The 21,954-nt window shown below is 35.2% G+C and carries 19 protein-coding genes and 1 pseudogene; 11 read left to right on the plus strand and 9 right to left on the minus strand.

The features are described 5' to 3' along the window. The first annotated feature begins 57 nt into the window (after positions 1-57). Both FJV36_RS01845 and mfd read left to right on the plus strand, forming a co-directional pair. Positions 58-663 carry a hypothetical protein gene (locus tag FJV36_RS01845; protein ID WP_086454412.1) on the plus strand — a complete coding sequence of 202 codons (606 nt, stop codon included), beginning with the start codon at positions 58-60 and terminating at the stop codon, positions 661-663. After that, the gene (gene mfd / locus FJV36_RS01850) at positions 656-4,024 is read left to right on the plus strand and encodes a transcription-repair coupling factor (RefSeq protein WP_158730371.1); all 3,369 of its coding nucleotides are present in this window, start codon (positions 656-658) and stop codon (positions 4,022-4,024) included. The genes FJV36_RS01845 and mfd overlap by 8 nt, the downstream gene beginning before the upstream one ends. A gap of 60 nt (positions 4,025-4,084) precedes the next feature. On the opposite strand, the gene FJV36_RS01855 is transcribed toward mfd, so the two are convergent. The 3 genes from FJV36_RS01855 to FJV36_RS01865 form a co-directional block, all read right to left on the minus strand. Next, positions 4,085-4,741, minus strand: coding sequence for an aspartate kinase (locus FJV36_RS01855; RefSeq protein ID WP_158730369.1), 657 nt, complete (start codon positions 4,739-4,741; stop codon positions 4,085-4,087). A 110-nt stretch (positions 4,742-4,851) separates the two neighbouring features. After that, positions 4,852-5,211 (minus strand): YraN family protein, encoded by a 360-nt coding sequence (locus FJV36_RS01860; RefSeq protein ID WP_158730368.1) that lies wholly within the window; start codon positions 5,209-5,211, stop codon positions 4,852-4,854. Positions 5,212-5,361: 150 nt separating this feature from the next. Then, positions 5,362-6,258 (minus strand): LD-carboxypeptidase, encoded by an 897-nt coding sequence (locus FJV36_RS01865; RefSeq protein WP_158730366.1) that lies wholly within the window; start codon positions 6,256-6,258, stop codon positions 5,362-5,364. Positions 6,259-6,466: 208 nt separating this feature from the next. Between FJV36_RS01865 and FJV36_RS01870 the strand changes: the two genes are divergently transcribed. From FJV36_RS01870 to FJV36_RS01880, 3 genes are all read left to right on the plus strand, one after another. Beyond that, positions 6,467-7,591: an endonuclease/exonuclease/phosphatase family protein gene (locus tag FJV36_RS01870; RefSeq protein ID WP_233264618.1), complete on the plus strand. Its 1,125-nt coding sequence runs from the start codon at positions 6,467-6,469 to the stop codon at positions 7,589-7,591. Between the two features lie 99 nt (positions 7,592-7,690). Next, positions 7,691-8,230, plus strand: coding sequence for a 3-hydroxyanthranilate 3,4-dioxygenase (locus FJV36_RS01875; RefSeq protein ID WP_158730365.1), 540 nt, complete (start codon positions 7,691-7,693; stop codon positions 8,228-8,230). Positions 8,231-8,512: 282 nt separating this feature from the next. Beyond that, positions 8,513-10,066 carry an aldehyde dehydrogenase family protein gene (locus FJV36_RS01880; protein WP_158730363.1) on the plus strand — a complete coding sequence of 518 codons (1,554 nt, stop codon included), beginning with the start codon at positions 8,513-8,515 and terminating at the stop codon, positions 10,064-10,066. A 75-nt stretch (positions 10,067-10,141) separates the two neighbouring features. Here the strand turns inward: FJV36_RS01880 and FJV36_RS01885 are convergent, their stop codons facing one another. From FJV36_RS01885 to FJV36_RS01910, 6 genes and pseudogenes are all read right to left on the minus strand, one after another. Next, positions 10,142-10,639 carry a DUF6646 family protein gene (locus tag FJV36_RS01885; protein ID WP_158730362.1) on the minus strand — a complete coding sequence of 166 codons (498 nt, stop codon included), beginning with the start codon at positions 10,637-10,639 and terminating at the stop codon, positions 10,142-10,144. Between the two features lie 40 nt (positions 10,640-10,679). Then, entirely contained in the window at positions 10,680-11,405 is a 726-nt protein-coding gene (locus FJV36_RS01890; RefSeq protein WP_158730361.1) for a metallophosphoesterase family protein, read from the minus strand. Between the two features lie 426 nt (positions 11,406-11,831). After that, the gene (locus tag FJV36_RS01895) at positions 11,832-12,971 is read right to left on the minus strand and encodes an ATP-binding protein (RefSeq protein WP_158730359.1); all 1,140 of its coding nucleotides are present in this window, start codon (positions 12,969-12,971) and stop codon (positions 11,832-11,834) included. Between the two features lie 52 nt (positions 12,972-13,023). Beyond that, a pseudogene (locus tag FJV36_RS16610) lies at positions 13,024-13,412 on the minus strand (four helix bundle protein). 61 nt (positions 13,413-13,473) lie between these two features. Next, entirely contained in the window at positions 13,474-14,226 is a 753-nt protein-coding gene (locus tag FJV36_RS01905) for an SDR family NAD(P)-dependent oxidoreductase (RefSeq protein ID WP_158730357.1), read from the minus strand. A gap of 36 nt (positions 14,227-14,262) precedes the next feature. After that, positions 14,263-15,135: an aldo/keto reductase family oxidoreductase gene (locus FJV36_RS01910; protein ID WP_158730355.1), complete on the minus strand. Its 873-nt coding sequence runs from the start codon at positions 15,133-15,135 to the stop codon at positions 14,263-14,265. A 212-nt stretch (positions 15,136-15,347) separates the two neighbouring features. Between FJV36_RS01910 and FJV36_RS01915 the strand changes: the two genes are divergently transcribed. The 6 genes from FJV36_RS01915 to FJV36_RS01940 all read left to right on the plus strand — a co-directional run bounded on the left by FJV36_RS01915 (position 15,348) and on the right by FJV36_RS01940 (position 21,945). Further along, entirely contained in the window at positions 15,348-16,352 is a 1,005-nt protein-coding gene (locus tag FJV36_RS01915; RefSeq protein WP_086453249.1) for a MoxR family ATPase, read from the plus strand. 84 nt (positions 16,353-16,436) lie between these two features. Beyond that, entirely contained in the window at positions 16,437-17,300 is an 864-nt protein-coding gene (locus FJV36_RS01920; RefSeq protein WP_158730354.1) for a DUF58 domain-containing protein, read from the plus strand. A gap of 105 nt (positions 17,301-17,405) precedes the next feature. Continuing rightward, positions 17,406-19,037, plus strand: coding sequence for a hypothetical protein (locus tag FJV36_RS01925; RefSeq protein ID WP_158730353.1), 1,632 nt, complete (start codon positions 17,406-17,408; stop codon positions 19,035-19,037). Further along, positions 19,037-20,038, plus strand: coding sequence for a VWA domain-containing protein (locus FJV36_RS01930; protein ID WP_158730352.1), 1,002 nt, complete (start codon positions 19,037-19,039; stop codon positions 20,036-20,038). The genes FJV36_RS01925 and FJV36_RS01930 overlap by 1 nt, the downstream gene beginning before the upstream one ends. A 65-nt stretch (positions 20,039-20,103) precedes the next feature. Next, positions 20,104-21,135, plus strand: coding sequence for a VWA domain-containing protein (locus FJV36_RS01935; protein WP_158730350.1), 1,032 nt, complete (start codon positions 20,104-20,106; stop codon positions 21,133-21,135). Between the two features lie 48 nt (positions 21,136-21,183). After that, a complete protein-coding gene (locus tag FJV36_RS01940) occupies positions 21,184-21,945 on the plus strand; it encodes a tetratricopeptide repeat protein (RefSeq protein WP_158730349.1) in 762 nt (253 codons plus the stop codon). Positions 21,946-21,954: the final 9 nt, after the last annotated feature.

Raw genomic sequence — 21,954 nt, forward strand, 5'->3', positions numbered from 1 at the left:
TCTATAATTCATAATTGTAAATTTACTTTGTAACTTTGTACTTTAACTTATGTAAAAATGAAATACTCTTCCTTTGTGTTCCTCATGCTGGTTTTACTTGTAAGCTCTTGTAAAGATGAGGTTGATAACCGCGTTTTGGAAAACAAAAAAGAAGTTCAGAAACAAGAAGTGATCTTAAAAAACATTCAAAAAAATTGGAATTTTTATGACACTCCTCTTACTGATGCTTCCGAGAAAAGTTTGTCTTCCTGGAATGAATTCCGACTTTTTCTTGATGAATTATCTCAAAAACCAAAAAACACAGCCAACGCCTACCAGCGTAAAGCCAAAGCGCTTTCTAAAAAAGCAATTGCGCTACAGGATAGAATTCCTTTTGAATTTGATAAACCTCAAATAAAAAGTAGAATTGCAACCCTAGTTACTAAGGTTCGAATGCTTGACTTATTCATACACTTGGATCAAATTCCAGATAAAAAAGTGGTTCTTTTGATAGCAGAAATAAATCTAGAATTAGTTTCGCTACAAAGACAAATGGATAAAATTGTAGAAAAAAGTAAAATCCCGCTAGAAGAAGGGGAATCTGAGCTTAGACGAATGCTAGATTCTACACGAGCAATTCCAAATACACCAATAATAGACCCAAATATACCCCGAGTTGAGTAAAACTGCCCTATACACGATCTATGATAATACGCCTCAAAACCTGCAAATTGTTGCGTGTTTACAGGATAACAACGCCGTAAAAATGCATTTGTCGGGACTCTTGGGTTCGGCAGTGTCATTTGTAATTCGCTCTATTTTCAAAAAAGCAGAGTTGCCTTTTTTGATTGTTTTAAACAATAAAGATGAAGCCGCCTACTACTTGAATGATTTGGAACAGATTATTGGTGATCAAGACGTACTTTTTTATCCCGGTTCCTTTCGTCGTCCGTACGAAATTGAGGAAACAGATAACGCTAATGTACTGCTTCGTGCCGAAGTATTGAATCGTATAAATTCTAGAAAAAAACCCGCCGTTATTGTCACGTATCCCGAGGCTTTATTTGAAAAAGTGGTTACCAGAAAAGAGCTGGATAAAAACACCTTAAAAGTGGCGATTAATGATAAAATTTCGATAGACTTTATCAACGAAGTTTTATTTGAATACGAGTTTAAAAGAGTTGATTTTATTACAGAGCCTGGAGAATTTTCGGTTCGTGGAGGAATCGTGGATGTGTTTTCTTTTTCAAATGATGACCCGTACCGAATTGAGTTTTTTGGGGATGAAGTAGAAAGTATCAGAACCTTCGATGTAGCAACACAATTGTCTATTGCAACCCAAAAAAAGATCACTATAATTCCAAATGTTGAAAACAAAGTTTTTCAGGAAAATAGAGAAAGTTTTTTAGATTATGTTTCAGAGAAAACGGTAATTTTTATTCAAAATACCGAAGATTTTTTAGCACAACTAGACAAACAATTTGGCAAAGCTGAGGAAGCTTTTGCAAAATTATCACAGGAAATAAAACGCGCTTCACCGGAACAATTATTCTTAAATCAAGCCGAATTTATAAAAAGAGCTTTGGATTTTGCGGTGGTAGAATGGGGATCAAAACCTATTTTTAGAACCACCAAAAAATTTGAATACCATATAAAACCACAGCCGTCATTCAACAAACAATTTGATTTGTTGCTGAATAATTTAAATGAAAATCATTTCAATGGCTACAAAAATTATTTGTTTTGTTCGAATGATGCGCAAGCCAAGCGTTTTCATGATATTTTTGAAAGTTTAGACGAAGCCAATTCCGAAAACATTCGCAAGCAATACAATACTGTTGTGTTGCCTTTGTATCAAGGTTTTATTGACGAAGAAAACCAAATTACCTGCTACACAGACCACCAAATTTTTGAACGCTATCATAAATTCAGCATCAAAAATGGCTATTCGAAAAAACAAAACATCACTTTAAAAGAACTCACGACACTTTCGGTGGGCGATTATGTCACGCATATTGACCATGGAATAGGTCGTTTTGGTGGGTTGCAAAAAATACAAGTCGAAGGCAAAACACAAGAAGCCATCAAACTCGTTTATGCCGATAATGACATTGTGTATGTGAGTATTCACTCGCTCCACAAAATTTCAAAATACAACGGAAAAGACGGTACTCCTCCCAAAATATACAAATTGGGTTCGAATGCTTGGAAAATTTTAAAACAAAAAACTAAGGCGCGTGTTAAGCATATTGCCTTCAATTTGATTCAGCTTTACGCCAAAAGAAGACTCGAAAAAGGATTTCAGTTTGCGCCCGACAGTTACTTACAAAATGAATTAGAAAGTTCGTTCATTTACGAGGATACGCCAGACCAAACTAAATCAACGGCTGAGGTAAAAGCGGATATGGAAAGCGATAGACCGATGGATCGCTTGGTTTGTGGTGACGTAGGTTTTGGTAAAACCGAAGTGGCTATTCGTGCGGCTTTTAAAGCAGTGGATAACAGCAAACAAGTTGCCATTTTGGTTCCCACAACCATTTTGGCTTACCAACATTACCGCACTTTTACGGAACGATTGAAAGATATGCCGGTTTCAATAGGGTATTTAAATCGTTTTAGAACCGCCAAACAAAAAGCCGAAACATTAAAATTATTAGCTGAAGGAAAACTTGATATTGTCATAGGAACGCATCAATTGGTCAACAAAAATGTGGTTTTCAAAGATCTTGGTTTGTTGATTGTAGATGAGGAACAAAAATTTGGTGTCAACGTAAAAGACAAACTCAAAACCATAGCTGCTAATGTGGATACCTTAACACTAACAGCAACGCCTATTCCTAGAACCTTGCAGTTTTCATTGATGGCAGCCCGAGATTTATCGGTGATTACTACGCCTCCGCCCAATAGATATCCTATTGAAACGAATGTGGTTGGTTTTAGCGAAGAGACTATTCGGGATGCTATTTCGTATGAAATTCAGCGAAACGGACAGGTTTTCTTTATCAATAATCGAATAGAAAATATTAAGGAAGTAGCCGGTATGATTCAGCGTTTGGTTCCCAATGCCAGAGTGGGAATTGGTCACGGCCAAATGGATGGCAAAAAACTCGAAGAATTGATGTTGGCTTTCATGAACGGAGAATTCGATGTTTTAGTCGCAACAACCATTATCGAAAGCGGATTAGACGTACCGAATGCAAACACAATTTTCATCAATAATGCCAATAACTTCGGACTGTCTGATTTGCATCAAATGCGTGGACGAGTAGGGCGTAGCAACAAGAAAGCTTTTTGCTATTTTATTTGTCCCCCGTATTCTGCCATGACCGATGATGCCAGAAAGCGAATTCAAGCTTTGGAACAATTTAGTGAATTAGGCAGTGGTTTCAATATCGCGATGAAAGATTTAGAAATTCGTGGTGCTGGAGATTTACTGGGCGGCGAGCAAAGCGGTTTCATTAACGAAATTGGTTTTGATACTTATCAAAAAATCATGAACGAGGCTATTGATGAATTGAAAGAAAATGAATTCAAGGATTTGTATCCCGAGGAAAACAATTTGGAAACCAAAGAATACGTCAAAGAATTACAAATTGATACTGATTTTGAATTGCTATTTTCAGATGAGTACATCAATAATGTAGCAGAGCGATTGAGTTTGTACAATGAGCTAGGCGATGTAAAAAATGAGGAAGAGCTTACTGTTTTTCAGGATAAATTAATTGACCGTTTTGGTCCAATGCCGCCACGTGCCAAAGCGTTGATGAACAGTATACGCATTAAGTGGATTGCTACACGGGTAGGAATCGAGAAATTAGTGATGAAGCAAGGCAAAATGATTGGCTATTTTGTCTCAGATCAACAATCAGATTATTACCAATCCAATCGTTTTCAAAACGTATTGCAATTTGTGCAAAAAAACACTTCTATTTGCAAAATGAAAGAAAAGCAAACTCCAGCAGGATTACGTTTACTATTAACCTTTGATGATGCCAAAACTACTCGCAGGTGTTTGGAATTGATGGAGATGTTGGGTGGGGAGTAAGATATTGTCAAAACTTCCAGCCTTTTGAAGGCTGGAAGCTTTATTTATTGTAGAATGTTTTTAATTCTTCAAATCTTTTATCACTTTAAAAGCAACATCAACTTGTTCTTCACTTACTAAAATAGTGAACTCGTTTGATGTCGAAATTACTTCGTTGATAATAATTCCTTCCCAAGCCAAACGCTGAAAAATGAAATAGTAAATTCCAGGAACTACAATATTTTCTTTTGGTAATTTTACGGTAATTGATGCTAAATCATCTAGTTTCTGAATCAATTTTTCACTTGCAAAATGTTTGTCTACAAGATGATTGATACTATTACTTACTACAATATTCGTTTCGTTTACCCCTCTTGACGAAGTATAAAAAATATCTGGCAATGCATTGATATCCGCAATTAAATCAGCCTGTTTGTTCAAAACCGTTTCTGAGGCTGCAAAAGTATAATCCGTCAACGCTGATCGAACGGTGATTTCGCCAATATTTTTGATGACTTTATTGATCTTGTGGTTGAGTCTAAAATCCAGCTCCTCTGTCAATCTCTTCAATGCCATTACTACAGCACCTTGTTTCACTTCTTTACCAAATTCACTTTCTAACTCTGTCATTATATTTCTTGATAATGAGGTCAAGTTGATGATACCTAGTGATAAAGCATTTAGTAAAAAAGGTTTAGTTTTAATGTAGTTTTCAACAATTGAAGAAACAGTTTTCATGATGGATTTTTTTTAGTTGGTCGTTATTTTACGCGTAGTTAGTGTGTAAAGTGGGTGCAAAGATAAATAAAAAAACATTTTGTTACAAATATAACATCTAGAAAATACGTTTAAAAGTGATAAAACGCATCGATAAAGTGCTCAATCACAAAAGATTTATCTTCTTTATGAATGGCTATGATATCAAAACGAACTTCGAGGTCAAGATCATTTTGAGTGACATAAGCATCTACAGCCTTTACTAAGAGTTGTATTTTTTTTGGCTTCACAAAATCCTGTGGTAAACCAAAATCCAAGGAAGATCTTGTTTTTACTTCGACAACAGCAAGAACACCAGCTTTTTGAGCAAGGATGTCAATTTCTGCTTTTTGAAACGTATAATTGGTTTGCAAAATAGTGTAGCCTTCCTTTTGGAGGAATTCAACAGCCATTTCTTCTCCAAGTTTGCCAAGTTCGTTGTGTTCAGCCATTTAAAAATTTTGTTTCAAGTTTGAGGTTTCAAGTTTTTTAACTTCTGCAACTAAAATTCATCAATGAAAAAAACATAATTCAGTGTACTGCAGACGTTCCCAAACTGCTTCTGCCAAGTCTCCCACTCCTTCGGAGGGAGTAGGTTTTTTTTATTCAAATGTAAGTGTTCCGCCTTTTTCCTGCACGTCTAGTGTGACCTTACTTCCCAAAATCAAAGCTCTATTGTCTTGAATGTGCCCTGCAGGGAAATTATACAATATTGGAATTGAGTATTTTTGTGTAACGTCTTCAATAATTTCGAGTGCATTTTTACCCCACGGAATATCGTTGTCTTTCATTTTAGTCATAGATCCTACCACAATTCCTTTAATGCTTTCGAGGCAACCGTTGCGTTTTAAGTTCATCATCATACGGTCAATATGGTATAAATATTCATCTAAATCTTCGATAAATAAAATTTTATCAGAACAATCAATTGCAGATGTAGAGCCAAACAGACTGTACAAGATGGATAAATTACCGCCTACTAATTGACCTGTTGCTTTTCCGAGTTTGTTTTTTGAAAAGGATGTAACCGAATAAGATAATTTCTCACCAAACAAAGCTTTTCGTAATGATTCAACTGCTTGTGGAGTCGCTCTTGGTGCAGTGAGTGGCATGATGGCATGTAGGGATTGGTATCCTAAGGTATTCAAATGACTGTGTAAAACGGTCACATCGCTAAAACCAACGATCCATTTTGGATTCTTTTTAAAATTTGTAAAATCTAGTAAATCGACCATTCTAACCGTGCCATAGCCCCCTTTCACACACCAAATTGCTTTAATATTAGGATTGTCCAGTTGCGCTTGAAAATCGGCTGCGCGTTGCTCGTCTGTGCCAGCGAGTTGGTTGTTGTCTAATCCAATCGTTTTTCCAATGATTACCTCAAGGCCCCAACTGTGTAGCAAGTCAATAGCAGGTTGCAGGTTGTTGTCAATGTTTTTTCTGGCTGTTGCTACAAGGGCAATTGTATCTCCTTTTTGTAAATAAGGTGGTGTTATCATAGTGGGTTGTGATTGACAAGGTAATGTTCGAAAAACAAAAATAAACAATAGTACCCAATAAAAAATGGGATTATAAATGTTGTGTGTATTGGTATACTGTTTCATCAAATTAAGCAACACGGTTTTGATTTCAAAGATAGTCATTTAAGAAAGAATACGAAATTCGATACAAATCACTATTTTTATCCTGAATTAATTGATTTTAATTATGTTGTACTTTAAAGTTAGGTTTTACAAAACCCTATTAGCACTCGTTTTTTTATTGGGTTGGAGTTCGGTTGGGAATGCTCAATCCAAAAAATACATTATTCATACTGTAGCTTTTTATAATTTCGAAAATTTATTCGACACCATAAACGACCCAGACACTTATGATGAGGAGTGGACACCTGGAGGAACTCAAAAATGGACGTATGATAAATATCAAAAAAAACTTAGTAATCTAGCTCGTGTGCTAGCCGAAATTGGTTCTTCAGAAAATCCAGATTCACCCACATTCATTGGTGGATGCGAAATAGAAAACCGTGCTGTACTAGAAGACCTTGTGAAAGAACCAAAAATCATTGATAAAGATTACGGAATCATACATTTTGATTCGCCCGATAAAAGAGGAATCGATGTAGCCTTATTGTATCAAAAAAAGAAATTCCAACCCACTAGCTTTAGCAATATCCCTTTATATCTTTATAAAAAAGGAAACTCACAAACTGAAGAGGTTCTCGAAAAAACTGATGATATAACAGATGATAAGCCCCAAGTAAACACTAAAAATTATAGAGTGTATACTAGAGACCAACTTTTAGTAACTGGTTTTCTAGAGGGTGAGGAAGTCCATATTATTGTGAACCACTGGCCATCGCGTTCTGGAGGTGAAAAAAAATCAAGCCCGTATCGCGAGGCAGCAGGCTTATTGAACAGAAAAATAATTGATTCTTTGCAGCGCATTAATCCTGAAGCAAAAATCATCACCATGGGCGATCTCAATGATGGACCTTATAATAAAAGCGTAAAAATAGGGCTTGGCGCCAAAGCCAAAAAAGCCTCCGTTCCAGAGTTTGGGATTTACAACCCCTTCGAAGAAATGGCTCAGAAAGGTTTAGGAACCATTGCACACCGAGATGCTTGGGATATTTTTGACCAAATAATGCTTTCTGAGACTTTAATTCGTTCCGATTTCTCGAGCTATCGTTTCTGGAAAGCAGGTATTTACAACAAGCCTTTTTTGATACAAAGCAGTGGGCAATACAAAGGATATCCGTTGCGGCATTCAGTATCCGAAATCGGTTTCAGCGATCACTTTCCCGTTTATATTTATTTAATCAAACAAAAATAAGGCTAATCCGCCTTCGTTTTTTTTGTAAAAAATTAGTCGCTTGATTCACTTAAAATCTTAGTACCTTAGTGGCTTAGTAACTTTGAAACTAATACTAAAATGGCAATCGCAAAACCTTTCAACCTTAATGCATGGATTAATGAGAACCGTCATCTTCTTAAACCGCCCGTTGGGAACAAAAATTTATATACAGAGTCTGGTGATTATATCGTTATGATTGTTGCTGGCCCAAACGCCCGTAAAGACTACCATTACAATGAAACCGAAGAACTATTTTACCAACTCGAAGGTTCGATAAAAGTAATTATTCAAGAAGATGGAGAACGCAAGGAAATGGAATTACATCCTGGTGACATGTATCTTAATCCAGTCAAAACGCCTCATTCGCCTGTGCGTTCCGAGGGTTCTATTGGGCTTGTCATAGAAAGGAAAAGAGCCGGACAAGGATTTACAGATGGTCTGCTTTGGTTTTGTGATTCTTGCAACCACAAACTTCATGAAGTCTATTTTGAACTGCATAATATCGAAAAAGATTTTTTGCCGCATTTCAAGCATTTCTATAATTCAGAAAGCTTGCGCACTTGTAATTCGTGTGGCACAGTCATGCAGGCCGATCCTAAATTTGTTTCTAAAGACTAGTTTTTTTAGGAGCTATTCCCGTCATCCGCTGTATCTTTTATTCCTGCAAAGGCAGTCATAAAAGGATGCCGCTACTACCGGGGCTAGAAAATAGTACACCAAATAGACGATATGTTTTTTCATTTTGAAATTTCAATCACGGCACAAACTCGAATACGGTGGTGTTTTCACGTACAAATTTATATATTCAATCAAGTAAAATTGCAGTTTCACACTGTTGTATTTCAAGTCAAATCAATATATTTGTAAAAAAATATAACAATATTTAATAAAAAAGTTACAATGATAACAATAGCAGATCAATTCGGAATGAAAGAAGCATTGGCGCAATTGGGCGTACAACCCATAAACGAAGGAACGTCAACAGGAATAAATCATTTTTCAAACGGTGAAATTCTAGAAAGTCATTCACCAGTAGATGGCCAGCTGATAGCTTCGGTAAAAACAACAACCGCTGCCGATTATGAAAAAGTAATGCAAACTGCTACAGAGGCATTCAAGACTTTTAAAACAATGCCAGCGCCACAACGCGGTGAAATTGTACGCCAGTTTGGTGAAAAATTACGTAAAAATAAAGAAGCTTTAGGCAAGTTAGTTTCCTACGAAATGGGGAAATCATTGCAAGAAGGATATGGAGAAGTTCAAGAAATGATTGACATCTGTGATTTTGCAGTAGGATTATCTCGTCAATTACACGGTTTAACCATGCACTCTGAACGTCCTGGACATAGAATGTATGAGCAATACCATCCAATGGGAGTTGTGGGAATTATTTCAGCTTTCAATTTTCCAGTAGCAGTTTGGGCTTGGAACACAGCATTAGCTTGGATTTGCGGCGATGTTTGCGTTTGGAAACCATCTGAAAAAACACCTCTTTGTGGTATTGCTTGCCAAAATATTATTGCCGAAGTAATAAAAGAAAACAACCTGCCTGAAGGAATTTCTTGTTTGATCAACGGAGATTATAAAGTAGGCGAAATGATGACAAATGACAAACGCGTTCCGTTGGTATCTGCAACAGGTTCTACTCGTATGGGAAAAATTGTAGCGCAAGCGGTTGCAGGTCGTCTTGGAAAATCTTTGTTAGAATTAGGTGGAAACAATGCCATCATTGTAACTCCAGATGCTGATATAAAAATGACAGTTATTGGTGCTGTATTTGGTGCGGTAGGAACAGCAGGGCAACGTTGTACTTCAACACGTAGATTGATCATTCACGAAAGTATTTATGATACGGTAAAAGATGCCATGGTATCGGCTTACAAGCAATTGCGTATTGGTAATCCATTAGATGAAAACAACCATGTTGGACCATTAATTGATACTCATGCTGTAGAAATGTATAATAAAGCATTAGAAAAAGTAGTTGCCGAAGGTGGAAAAATTCTTGTAGAAGGTGGAGTACTTTCTGGTGAAGGATTTGAAAGTGGTTGTTATGTAAAACCAGCTATTGCTGAGGCTGACAACGCTTTTGAAATTGTGCAGCACGAAACTTTTGCTCCTGTATTGTACTTATTAAAATATTCAGGAACGGTAGAAAATGCCATTGCAATTCAAAACGGAGTAGCACAAGGATTGTCATCTGCAATTATGACCAACAATTTGCGTGAAGCGGAATTATTTTTATCAGTAACCGGTTCTGATTGCGGTATAGCAAACGTAAACATTGGAACTTCAGGTGCCGAAATTGGTGGTGCTTTTGGAGGAGAAAAAGAAACTGGTGGCGGTCGTGAGTCTGGCTCTGATGCTTGGAAAGTGTATATGAGAAGACAAACAAATACCATCAATTACACCACAAGTTTACCCCTAGCACAAGGAATTAAATTTGATTTGTAATTGAATAATTAGAAATACTAAAAAAGGCAATTTGAAATTTCAAATTGCCTTTTTTTATTTTAAAATAGTTTTGTTTTACAAATTGAAAGACGCTCCAACATTAAATGTGAACTGATTGTTTAATTTGTCAAAACCGATAGGATTCGTTTTGTAGCTAGCAATAGGAATTCCAGCTTCGGTAAAAATTCCGAAACCTTCAGTAAAGAAATAACGGAAACCCAAGTGAGCACCAAAATTGCGTAAGCCTAAATCCAAACCTGGATAAATATCCATTTTTTCATCTAATTGAAATACATTTCCTAAATTAGCGCTAAATCTTCCTTTTACGTCAATTCTATCTCCAAATTCTGGTTTGTTACCCAGCGCATCATTCGACACAGATAATAAATAAGAAGACGCAATCCCGAAAGACATGTTTTCACCCAAACCAAAATCTGTTGAAACTCTAATTCCTGAACCTCCATCTTGAATTGTTGCACCAAGGTCAAATTTCACATCTCCAGCACCTTTAAAAGCCTGAGCTTGTGATAGTCCAACTGTTAGTAGTAACGCCAATGTAATAATCTTTTTCATACTTATTTTTTTTAATGGTGTAAAAGTACTTCAATAATAATTAATTTCTTCCTTTTTCGTCAAAATACAATTGATGTAAAGGCTCGCTTTGCCAGAACTCTTTAGTATCTACATCAAGTATGGTTAGCGCTCCCTTAAAAGCTGCTCCTGTATCAACGTTCCATACATTTGCCTTTTGTACAGGTGTTGTCTCGCCTATACGAGTCACAGGCGTATGTCCAATGTATATTTCTTCATACAACGTAAAACGTTTGGGATAAAAAGGGTGATCCGTTTTCATCCTGTCATCTAGCGCGAGCGCAGTTTCCCACAACGTTCTATCCCAGTAAAATTGACCAGTAAAATATTCAAAATTGACCCCGTTTATATTAGTAAAACCGGCGTGTACATACAAGCGTCTTTTTTCATCAACATGGAAATTCTCTAGTGATTTTAAAAACGTAATGTGTTTTTGTTTTGTAGCGGCACTTACAAGTTCATAGGCTAGTACTGTTGCTTCTCCACCATGTTTATACCATAAAAGGTTATCTTTATTTTTATCTAGCCATTCTAGCAATAAATCATCGTGATTTCCACGAATACAAATACAATTTTGTTTGGTTTTTAAATCTATTATAAAATCCAGTACTTGAGGGGATTGGCTCCATCCATCAACATAATCACCCAAAAAAATGAGGGTGTCGTTTGTAGTGACTTTGGCTCTCTCCATTATTTGATGAAGTGCTCTTAAACCACCGTGAATGTCGCCTATTACAAGTGTTCTCATGTATGTGCTGTTTTTTTAATATTGCAAAAATACTAGAAAATTATTCTAGATGATACTTTAATTTTACAAGCCAAAATACACTTTCTTTTTTTACTTTAACGATAAAAGGATAGCTGAATTTACTTTTTTTTACGATGTTTTTTGTGGTTTTAAAAATCACTGTTTTTAGTGAGTAATTATTTTAGTTTTTTAGTTTAAATTTACAAAAAATACTAAATTTCCTTAATATGGGCGTAATTGTAGAGTTGTCATTGCTTATAGCTAAATTTATTTGCCAATTGGTTACAGAATTACTGGCTTTTTTTTAGCAAAAGTCCGTTTCTATATAATTCTGACATTTTTAAAAAATGTAAAATACTATATAGTATTGGTTTCATTAAATACAGCTTGTTTTTTAATTTTGTAAAAATTAAAAATGGAATCATTTTATTGAACGTCATATTTCATCTTTCTCAAAATTCGTAATGACTCCTTAAACGATAAATACACTTGGTTAAAAGGTTTCAATATTGGCTTAGCATCAATCAATTTTTGTTTGGCATCATCAAAACCGTTGAGGTAACAAATCATGAAGGTAGAGGGTAAGTTTGCTAGATCTTTGTTTTCTCTATGGTTTAACTCAAAACCCTTTTCTAGCTTTTTTAAGATACTAAGGTTTACATTATAAATGTGAAACAGTAATTTTTTATTGAATTCTGGCGGTTGAAATAAAAACTCTCGTTCAATTTTATAATATCCATTGTCTTGAAAATGAATGGTTTGTTTTTCAAGTGGATAATAGCTGGTTTTATCATTTAAACCCAATGGAACATATTCAATAATAGTAAAAGTATCTTCGTCAAAAGTGATTTCAACCACATCTTGTGATGAATAAAAGAGTTTAATTTGCTCATTAATTAATTCAATATCTACACGAGAAAGATAGGTTTTGTCTCGAGATTTTTTAGTAATACCTGCCCAACAAATAACAAATAATTCTTTAAAGACTTTGTATTTTGGAGACATATCCTTGTGCCGAAGGTTCATAAAATCCATAACACCATCAAGCGTATTTTCAATACTATTTCTGGAGTTGTTTTCTATACCAATAACTGTCTCAGTGTTTTGATAATTTTTTTCAAAGTCTCCGTCAAGTGGTATGGTATTGCTGCCGCGTCTAATAAAAATAGATGAAATAGGAATGGTGTGTATTCCTTTTTTGAAGGATGATGTTTTGTTTTTGGGTTTTATGGTAACAAGACCCACTACTTTTTCCTTAGGTAAATTAGGAAAAGGAATATTCTCGTATTGAATTTTGGGAGGATTTTCAAGATAGGCGTTTACAAGATTTTGGATACGGCTATCGTCAAAAAAATCATCACCTACAATTGTATTTTCCTGATCTTCAACGCCTACTACAATGTATGAATTATTAGTTGGATTAGAGTTAGAAAGAGCACAAATGTGTTTTAAAAATTTTGCTTTTCCCTCACGAGAATGCAAGTTCAACTGTCTTTTTTTATCATAAAAACTACTCTCGTCATTATGAGCGAGTAGGTTTTTAATAAGTAGACGTTTGTTGATCATCGTTATTTTTTATTATTTATTTCTATTTTTTATTGTTGGCTAAACAGAGTTATTAGTCATATTTTGATCCTTTTCTGTCAGAACTCTTTAAAAAATTCATGAATTTTGAAATTTGATCAATTATAATTTGAGATTTTAAAGTTAACTCCAAAAACGTTTTTTCGTTGATATGTTTTCTGTCGAAGGTACGCTGTAGTTGTGCTTTTGTTTCACAACATGAACCTCTTGAATAACTCAAAAAGTTATAAATTCTTTGTTTCCTCCGCGACCAAAACCCTCAGCAATATTATCCATAACTGACCCAGAAGAACCATTGATTTGATCCCTTAATTTATAATCTTGACCAAGAGTTGTATTTTCAATCAAATGCCAAACATGATTGCTTTGTTCTCTGGCTAATTGATAAATTCCCATTTCCTCAAAAGAATTGTAATTCGCCATATTCGAAGATTTTATAAATAATCAATAGAAATAAATAATAATCAATCAATAGAAATACTAATTAATCTCTTTTTAAAATAGTAGCTGCTGCTTGGGCTGTTGGTAATACCATCAAGTCGGCAATGTTTACGTGATAGGGTCTAGAAACCACAAAATGAATAATATCAGCAATATCCTCGGCACGCAGGGGTTCAAATCCTTTATATACATTTGCAGCTTTTTCTGTATCGCCTTTAAATCGTACTTCGCTAAACTCAGTCTCTACAGCGCCAGGATGTATGCCACCCACTCGTATGCCGTAGGGATTTAAGTCCATTCTCATAGCTTGGTTGAGGGCATCAACGGCGTGTTTAGAGGCACAATATACATTTCCATTTGGATACACTTCTTTCCCAGCTATAGACCCTATGTTAATGATATGACCTGATTTTCGTTCTATCATTCCAGGAATCACAGCCTTTGAAACGTATAAAAGTCCTTTGACATTAATATCGATCATAGCGTCCCAATCGTCTAAATTTCCATTTTGTATTGGGTCAAGACCATGTGCGTTTCCTGCATTATTAATCAAAACATCTATGGTTGCAAAGTTTTCCGGAATTGAGTTAATACTATCAAAAACCGCTTTCTTGTCACGTACATCAAAGTTTAAAGTGTGAACTTCAGTGAGTTTTGAGAGTTCTTGTTTTAAATCATCTAGTCGATCTTCTCGTCTTCCGCAAAGGATAATTTTATAATTGTTTTTTGCTAAAAGCTGTGCGGTTGCTTTTCCTATTCCGCTAGTAGCTCCAGTTATTAAGGCAGTTTTTATCATTATTAAAATAATTTTATTTAAAGAGTTTAAAAGTTTCTAAGGTACTTTATGACCCATGCTTTCGGTCCAGATAGCAAACCAATCTTCATGTTCTAGCTCTAATTCAACTGCTTTTTGTAGTGATTGTATACGTGCCACATTTACAGTCCCTGCAATAGGAATTACTTGAGCTGGATGTTTTAAAATCCAAGCCAATAAAATAGAATCAGATCCTAAATGGTATTTTGAAACCAGCGTAGCTAGTAATTTCTTTAGTCTTCTTGTTTGCGGAATATCCTCTCTAAAAACAGATCCGAGTGGATTCCATGACATTGGTCGAATACCGTGAATTTGCATGTAATCAAGGCTGCCATCAAGCATGGGCTCATGATGCGTAGCCGAAAATTGAATTTGATTGAATGAAACTTCGGTCTTGGTACGGATGAGTTCTGTTTGTGAGGTGGTAAAATTTGATAATCCGAAATCATTAATTTTCCCAGCCGTTTTTAGTTTTAAAACCGCCTCAGCAATTTCATCGGCTTGCATTAAGGGGCTAGGTCTGTGCAATAACAGTACATCTAGATAATCTGTTTGCAGGTTTTTCAAGGAATTATCAACTGAGTTTATGATGTATTCTTGTGAATATTGGTAATTTTTAACGGTGTTGTTTCTGTTTTCAGTTACCATTTGAATGCCACATTTAGAGATTAGTTGTATTCTTTCTCTATCTATTTTACTTGCAGCTAATGCTTTACCAAATTCAAATTCGGTGGTGTAATCTCCATAAATATCAGCATGGTCAAAGGTGCTTATTTTGTTTTCAAGACACACGTTGATCATGTTTTCCATTTCTTTGGTATTGAGTTTTTTATCCCAAATTCCCCAATTCATGACCCCTGCTATTATGGGTGATATTTTTGTTTTGCTCATGGTTGATTTTTTTTGTTTAAAGGTACAAAACTTTGAAATCAAAGTATAATATTCAAAGTTCTTAAAAATATAAAAATTGTATCACAATATGTCCTTAAAATTACCTATTTTATTGAAGTTTTAACCATTTTTTAACATCTTACTTCTAAAAAAAAATTCAATTTGCAGCTTCAAAACGAAGGCATTAAATACAAGGTTTTAAAAAAGATATAATGGAAGAAAATACGGGGACTTTAGACATAAGAGCTATCAATGAAAAAATAGAAAGAGAGAGTGCGTTCATAGATCTTTTGACTATGGAAATGAACAAAGTCATTGTGGGTCAAAAACACATGGTTGAGCGATTGTTGATTGGGCTTTTAGGGCAAGGTCATATTTTACTTGAAGGTGTACCTGGACTTGCAAAGACTCTTGCCATAAACACTTTGGCGCAAGCCGTTCAAGGATCATTTAGCAGAATCCAGTTTACTCCAGATTTGCTTCCTGCGGATGTTGTGGGTACTATGATTTACAACATCAAGGCAAATGAATTTTCTATAAAAAAAGGTCCTATTTTTGCCAATTTTGTTTTGGCAGATGAGATCAACCGTGCTCCAGCCAAAGTACAATCGGCATTACTAGAGGCGATGCAGGAAAAGCAAGTAACCATTGGGGATACTACTTTTAAACTGGATAGACCTTTCTTAGTATTGGCAACACAAAACCCAGTGGAGCAAGAAGGAACGTATCAATTGCCTGAGGCTCAAGTGGATCGTTTTATGCTGAAAACGGTTATCGATTACCCTAAGATGGAAGATGAACGCCTTGTAATTCGTCAAAATTTAAAAGGGAGTTATGAAAAAGTAAATGCTGTAGTATCTGTTGAACAAATTTTGCGAGCTCAAGAAGCCGTAAGAGAGGTGTACATGGATGAAAAAATTGAAAAATACATTTTGGATATCGTGTTTGCAACGCGTTATCCTGAAAAATATAAACTAGCTGATTTAAAACCTTTGATCAGTTTTGGAGCTTCTCCTCGTGGAAGTATCAATTTGGCGAATGCCGCAAAATGTTATGCTTTTATCAAGCGCCGTGGGTATGTTATTCCTGAGGATGTTCGTGCAGTTGTGCATGATGTGTTACGCCACCGTATAGGAATTACGTATGAGGCCGAAGCAGAAAACGTTACTTCTGTTGACATCATCAATAAAATTGTAAACGAAGTAGAAGTACCTTAAAAATTAGTTTTCAGTTTTCAGTCACAGTGTATAAGATATGACTTGTCAACTGCGACTGAAAACTGCGACTGAAAACTAAAAAAAATGGATACAAAAGATCTCTTAAAAAAAGTTCGAAAAATAGAAATTAAAACGAGGAGATTGAGCGATCACATCTTCTCGGGGGAATATCATACCTCATTTAAAGGACGTGGAATGACCTTTAGTGAGGTGCGACAGTACCAATATGGGGATGATATTCGGGCAATTGACTGGAATGTAACCGCAAGGTATAATGAAGCACACGTAAAAGTTTTTGAGGAAGAACGAGAGCTGACCATGATGCTAATGGTAGATATCTCGGGATCAGAAAGTTTTGGTTCTAAAAATCAATTTAAGAAAGATATTGTTACAGAGATTGCGGCAACTATGGCTTTTTCAGCTACTCAAAACAATGATAAGATTGGTTTAATTTTGTTTTCTGACCAAATAGAATTGTATATTCCGCCAAAAAAAGGAAGGTCGCATGTATTAAGAATCATTAGAGAGTTGATAGAGTTTGAGCCAAAGAGCAAAAAAACAGATTTAGCGCAAGCCTTAAAGTTTTTATCAGGAACTCAAAAAAAGAAAGCAATTGTATTTGTTATTTCTGATTTTATGGCAAACGGTTATGAACAAACACTAAAAATTGCTGCCAAAAAACATGATGTTACTGGAATACGAGTATATGATATTCGGGAAGAAAAAATGCCTGATTTAGGAATGGTTCCTATGCTTGATGCCGAAACAGGTGCTATTGAGTTGATTAACACAGGGTCTAAATCAGTTCGTACTAGTTATGAAAAACACTACCATGATAAGGTAAATTATTTTAAGGAAACGTTTAGTAAATCAGGTTCAGGTGTGGTGAACACAAGAGTTGATGAAAGTTATGTGACTAAGTTGCTGAGTTACTTTAAATCGAGATGATAAATTCAGATTTTTGATAAAAAATAAATAGAAGTTTCGGGATTAAATAGGCATTACAAATAGTTTACCAGCAATCAAAAATCAAAAGAGGTTCAATAATACAACATGAAAAAACATTTATATCTACTGCTATTGCTGCTTTCTACGGCTGTTTTTGCACAACAAAAGCAAGTGGTTACAAGTATTGATACAATTAAAAATAAGATTGGTGCCGAGTTTAAGTTGACTATAAAAACAACGGTAGATTCGTCAAGCCGTGTACTTTTTCCAAAATCAAGAAACTTTGGCGCATTAGAAGTCATTCAGTCTTATCCAGTTGATACCGTTAAAATAGAAGGTCGATATGAATTGACAAAAAGATATGGACTTACCCAATTTGATTCTGGGAGGTATGTTATTCCTAGGTTTAAAATTTTCATCAACAACCAAGCCTTTCTTACGGATTCACTTTTAGTAGAAGTTGCCAATGTGCAAGTGGATACACTAAAACAAAAAATGTATGACATTAAAGACATTGCTCCAGCAGAGGAGACTATGGGTAACTGGTGGAAATATGTTTTGGCAATTCTATTACTTGCAGGGATAGCCGTTTTAGTTTATTGGTTTCTAAAAAAGCGTCAGGAGAAAAAATTACAACAAGAAGTTTTTAAAACTCCTATTGAAAAAGCAACAACATTACTAGATACCCTAGAGCGAAAAGAACTTTGGCAAAAAGGAGAAGTCAAGGCTTATTATAGTGAATTAACAGATATTGCTAGAAATTATATCGAAGAAGCGATTGAAATTCCAGCCATGGAAAGCACAACATCTGAGTTGATTCAGGGATTAAGAGCGGCTTCTGTCAAAAAGAAAATGACACTTTCACAGGAAATTATTGAAAACCTGGAGCGAGTTTTAAAGCAGGCCGATTTAGTAAAATTTGCCAAATCAAAACCTCTTGATTTCGAAATAACGGAGGATCGCAACAAAATTCAAAAAGTTATTTTAACGTTAGATAAATCAATTCCAGTTGAGGTTCCTCTTGAAGAAGAATTACTTTTAAACGAAGCTCAAAAACAAAAACAAATTGAATTGCAATTACGCAAGCAAAGAAAAAAACGCATTCAAACCGCTATTGCAAGTGTTGTTTTTCTTGTAACAGCTGTGACCGCTTATTTTATTGCAACTAGAGGTTTTGATTTTGTAAAAGACAACATTATGGGTCACCCTACTAAGGAATTATTAGAGGGAGAATGGGTGAAAAGTGAATACGGAAATCCCGGTATTATCATTGAAACTCCAAAGGTTTTAAAACGTGTAGATCTTACCAAAACGCTTCCTAAAAACGGAATGGCATTGATCAAAGAAATGCAATCTTTTGGTTATGGTAGCATTGTAGATCGTTTTTATGTAATGGTTTCTACTTTAAAATATAAGGCCGAAACTCAAATTGACTTGGCCAAATCAATAGATGGCGCTTTACAATCTCTAGAAGCACAAGGAGCACAAAACATGATTGTCAAGCAAGAAGAATTTGAAACGCCAGAAGGTGTAAAAGGATTAAAAGCTTACGGAACTTTTTCTCAACTGGACAGCCAAAACAAAACTACAGCACGAATGTATTATGAGGCACTATTGTTTAGTCAAGAAGGCGGTTTGCAACAAATTTTAATTTTTCATGAAGAAGGAGATTCTTATGGAAATGAAATTTCGGAACGGGTTTTAAATACTGTCGAATTAAAACAAGCAAGTAAATAATGGACAAAATCACTTTTTTAAACCCAGAATTTTTTTGGTTGTTTGTATTAATCCCAGTTGTTATTTTTTGGTTTTTCCAAAAAAATAAGCAGCAATCGGCTACCTTAAAAATGAGTTCATTGGAAGGATTCAAAGGTTCAGAATCATTTTTGACCAAGTTAAAACCAATGTTAAACGTTTTGAGAGTACTTGCTTTGTGTTCATTAATCATTGCATTGGCACGACCAAGAACGGTAGATATTAGCAATAAAACTAAAACTACAAAAGGGATTGATATTGTAATGGCAATTGACGTATCAGGAAGTATGCTTGCCAAAGATTTGAAACCTAATAGAATGGAAGCCCTCAAGAGAGTAGCAGCCTATTTTGTTCAAGAAAGACCAAATGACCGAATTGGGCTTGTGGTTTATGCCTCTGAAGCGTATACAAAAACACCAGTAACCAGTGATAAAGCTGTTATTCTTAATGCCATTAACAGCATTAAATATGACAATGTTTTGCAAGACGGAACCGGAATTGGTATGGGATTAGCAACTGCAGTAAACAGATTAAAAGACAGTCAAGCTAAAAGCAAAGTGGTTATTTTATTGACTGATGGTGTAAATAATGCCGGATTTATTGAGCCAGAAACGGCATCTGACATTGCTAAACAATACGGAATAAAAGTGTATACAGTAGGAATTGGTACTAATGGTATGGCAATGTTTCCATATGCTATTGCGCCTAATGGAAAATTTTTGTTCCAAATGATGAAAGTGGAGATTGATGAACAATTAATGAAAAATATTGCCAAGAAAACCGATGGAAAATATTTTAGAGCAACCAGTAATAATAAGTTAGCCGAGATTTATGCATCGATTAATAAGCTAGAGACTACAGAAATAGAAGAACTTAAGTTTTATGATTATGATGAAAAATTCAGACCGTTTATATGGTTTGCTGGATTTTTAGTATTGCTGGAAGTAGGATTAAGAAATACGGTTTTTAGAAGCTTTGTATAATGACAGTCGCTCTCACAGTTTTCAGTTCAAAACTATAGCGGAATACTGCGACTAAAAGTAAAAAAATGGAATTAGACGAAAAAAAATATTTATACCTCTTATTGATACTGCCTCTAGTAGTGTTGGTTTTTTTATTCAATTTATATTGGAAAAGAAAGAAACAACGTGAATTTGGTGATTTAGAAATGGTGAAAAAACTGAGTCCAGACAGCTCCATGTTTAAACCTGTTCTAAAAATTGTAATTTTTATTTTGGCTTTACTAGGGCTTATTATTGGTCTGGTAAACCCAAAGATTGGAACTAAAATGGAAACGGTAAAACGCGAAGGAATTGATATTGTTTTTGCTGTGGATGTCTCCAAAAGTATGCTGGCCGAAGATATAGCGCCAAACCGATTGGACAAAAGCAAGCAAATTGTTTCGCAAATTATCAACCAGCTTGGTAGTGACCGTATAGGAATTGTTGCCTATGCCGGGAGTGCTTTTCCAGTTTTGCCCATCACTACGGATTATAGTGTGGCTAAAATGTTTTTACAAAGCATGAATACAGATATGGTTTCCTCTGTAGGGACATCATTTAATGAGGCTATCAAGTTATCAGCTACTTATTTTGATGATAAGAAAACGAGCAAGCTTTTAATTATGATTTCAGATGGTGAAGATCATAATGAAGGTGCAGAAGCTGCAGCAGAAGAAGCCGCTAAACTAGGAATTAAAATTATCACTATAGGAGTAGGTACCGAAAAAGGAGGAACAATTCCACTAAAACGAAACGGTGTTGTTGAAGGTTTTAAAAAAGACAGCAATAATGAAGTTGTAATTACAAAGTTGGTGCCTGAAAGTTTAACATTGATTGCAAAAACCACAAAAGGAGGGTATGTAAACGGAAATAACACAAAAGAAGTTTTAGAATATGTCAAAAATGCATTAAACAATATTCAAAAAACCGAATTTGAAGCTACGGAAATGGCCGATTTTCAATCGCAATTTCAATGGTTTTTAGGCTTTGCCTTTTTGTTGTTATTTGCAGATGTTTTTCTATTGGAAAGAAAAACAAGTTGGGTTAAGAAATTGGATTTATTTAACGAGAATAAATAATTATTTTCAAAAGGTTTTCAAAACCCTTTGGACATAGAGCTACAATAAATGAAAAGATTTAAAATAATTATAGTTGCTTTTTTAATCAGTGCTTTTTGCGGTACAGCCGGATTGCTTGCGCAACAAAAAGACCGAATTTTGCCCAAAGCAAACCAAGAATATGCGGACAATAAATTTGCGGAAGCTGAAGCCAATTATAGAATTTCGGATTCAAAATTCCCTAATAAAGCTGCTGCGCCTTTTAATCTTGGAAACAGTATCTACAAGCAAAAACAGTCTAGTGAAGCCAAATTTGCTTTTGCGAAAGCCTTAAAAAACTCGAAAACCAGACCCGAAAAACATCGTGCTTTTCATAACCTAGGAAATGTATTCATGAATGAAAAGGATTACGCTCAAGCCGTAGAGGCCTATAAAAATGCGTTGCGTAATGATCCAAAGGATGAGGAAACACGTTATAATTATGCCTTGGCTAAAAAAATGCTAAAAGACAATCCGCCGAAGGACGACAAGAAAAAAGACGATAAGAAAGATAAGGATAAGGATAAAAAAGACGACAAGAAAGACGGAGAAAAAGATAAAAAGGACGACAAGGAAAAAGATAAAAAGGACGACAAAGGGGATCAGGATAAGCAAAATAAAGATCCGAAACCAAATGAAAAAGGAGAGCCTAAACCTGCGCCAGGAGGAATCTCTAAAGACCGTTTAGAAAATCTTTTAGACGCTGTAAATAAAGAGGAAAAGAAAATTCAAGACAAGGTTAATGCCCAAAAAGTAAAAGGAAAACCAGTTAAAACAGAAAAAGATTGGTAATTCAATTAG

This window comes from Flavobacterium sp. I-STPP5a (assembly GCF_009764685.1).
Classification (GTDB): domain Bacteria; phylum Bacteroidota; class Bacteroidia; order Flavobacteriales; family Flavobacteriaceae; genus Flavobacterium.

Excerpts from the sequence above, each read along its gene's own strand:
- FJV36_RS01845 (WP_086454412.1), top strand. The coding sequence starts at position 58 with ATGAAATACTCTTCCTTTGTGTTCCTCATGCTGGTTTTACTTGTAAGC.
- FJV36_RS01855 (WP_158730369.1), bottom strand. The coding sequence starts at position 4,741 with ATGAAAACTGTTTCTTCAATTGTTGAAAACTACATTAAAACTAAACCT.
- FJV36_RS01860 (WP_158730368.1), bottom strand. The coding sequence starts at position 5,211 with ATGGCTGAACACAACGAACTTGGCAAACTTGGAGAAGAAATGGCTGTT.
- FJV36_RS01865 (WP_158730366.1), bottom strand. The coding sequence starts at position 6,258 with ATGATAACACCACCTTATTTACAAAAAGGAGATACAATTGCCCTTGTA.
- FJV36_RS01870 (WP_233264618.1), top strand. The coding sequence starts at position 6,467 with ATGTTGTACTTTAAAGTTAGGTTTTACAAAACCCTATTAGCACTCGTT.
- FJV36_RS01875 (WP_158730365.1), top strand. The coding sequence starts at position 7,691 with ATGGCAATCGCAAAACCTTTCAACCTTAATGCATGGATTAATGAGAAC.
- FJV36_RS01880 (WP_158730363.1), top strand. The coding sequence starts at position 8,513 with ATGATAACAATAGCAGATCAATTCGGAATGAAAGAAGCATTGGCGCAA.
- FJV36_RS01885 (WP_158730362.1), bottom strand. The coding sequence starts at position 10,639 with ATGAAAAAGATTATTACATTGGCGTTACTACTAACAGTTGGACTATCA.
- FJV36_RS01890 (WP_158730361.1), bottom strand. The coding sequence starts at position 11,405 with ATGAGAACACTTGTAATAGGCGACATTCACGGTGGTTTAAGAGCACTT.
- FJV36_RS01895 (WP_158730359.1), bottom strand. The coding sequence starts at position 12,971 with ATGATCAACAAACGTCTACTTATTAAAAACCTACTCGCTCATAATGAC.
- FJV36_RS01905 (WP_158730357.1), bottom strand. The coding sequence starts at position 14,226 with ATGATAAAAACTGCCTTAATAACTGGAGCTACTAGCGGAATAGGAAAA.
- FJV36_RS01910 (WP_158730355.1), bottom strand. The coding sequence starts at position 15,135 with ATGAGCAAAACAAAAATATCACCCATAATAGCAGGGGTCATGAATTGG.
- FJV36_RS01915 (WP_086453249.1), top strand. The coding sequence starts at position 15,348 with ATGGAAGAAAATACGGGGACTTTAGACATAAGAGCTATCAATGAAAAA.
- FJV36_RS01920 (WP_158730354.1), top strand. The coding sequence starts at position 16,437 with ATGGATACAAAAGATCTCTTAAAAAAAGTTCGAAAAATAGAAATTAAA.
- FJV36_RS01925 (WP_158730353.1), top strand. The coding sequence starts at position 17,406 with ATGAAAAAACATTTATATCTACTGCTATTGCTGCTTTCTACGGCTGTT.
- FJV36_RS01930 (WP_158730352.1), top strand. The coding sequence starts at position 19,037 with ATGGACAAAATCACTTTTTTAAACCCAGAATTTTTTTGGTTGTTTGTA.
- FJV36_RS01935 (WP_158730350.1), top strand. The coding sequence starts at position 20,104 with ATGGAATTAGACGAAAAAAAATATTTATACCTCTTATTGATACTGCCT.
- FJV36_RS01940 (WP_158730349.1), top strand. The coding sequence starts at position 21,184 with ATGAAAAGATTTAAAATAATTATAGTTGCTTTTTTAATCAGTGCTTTT.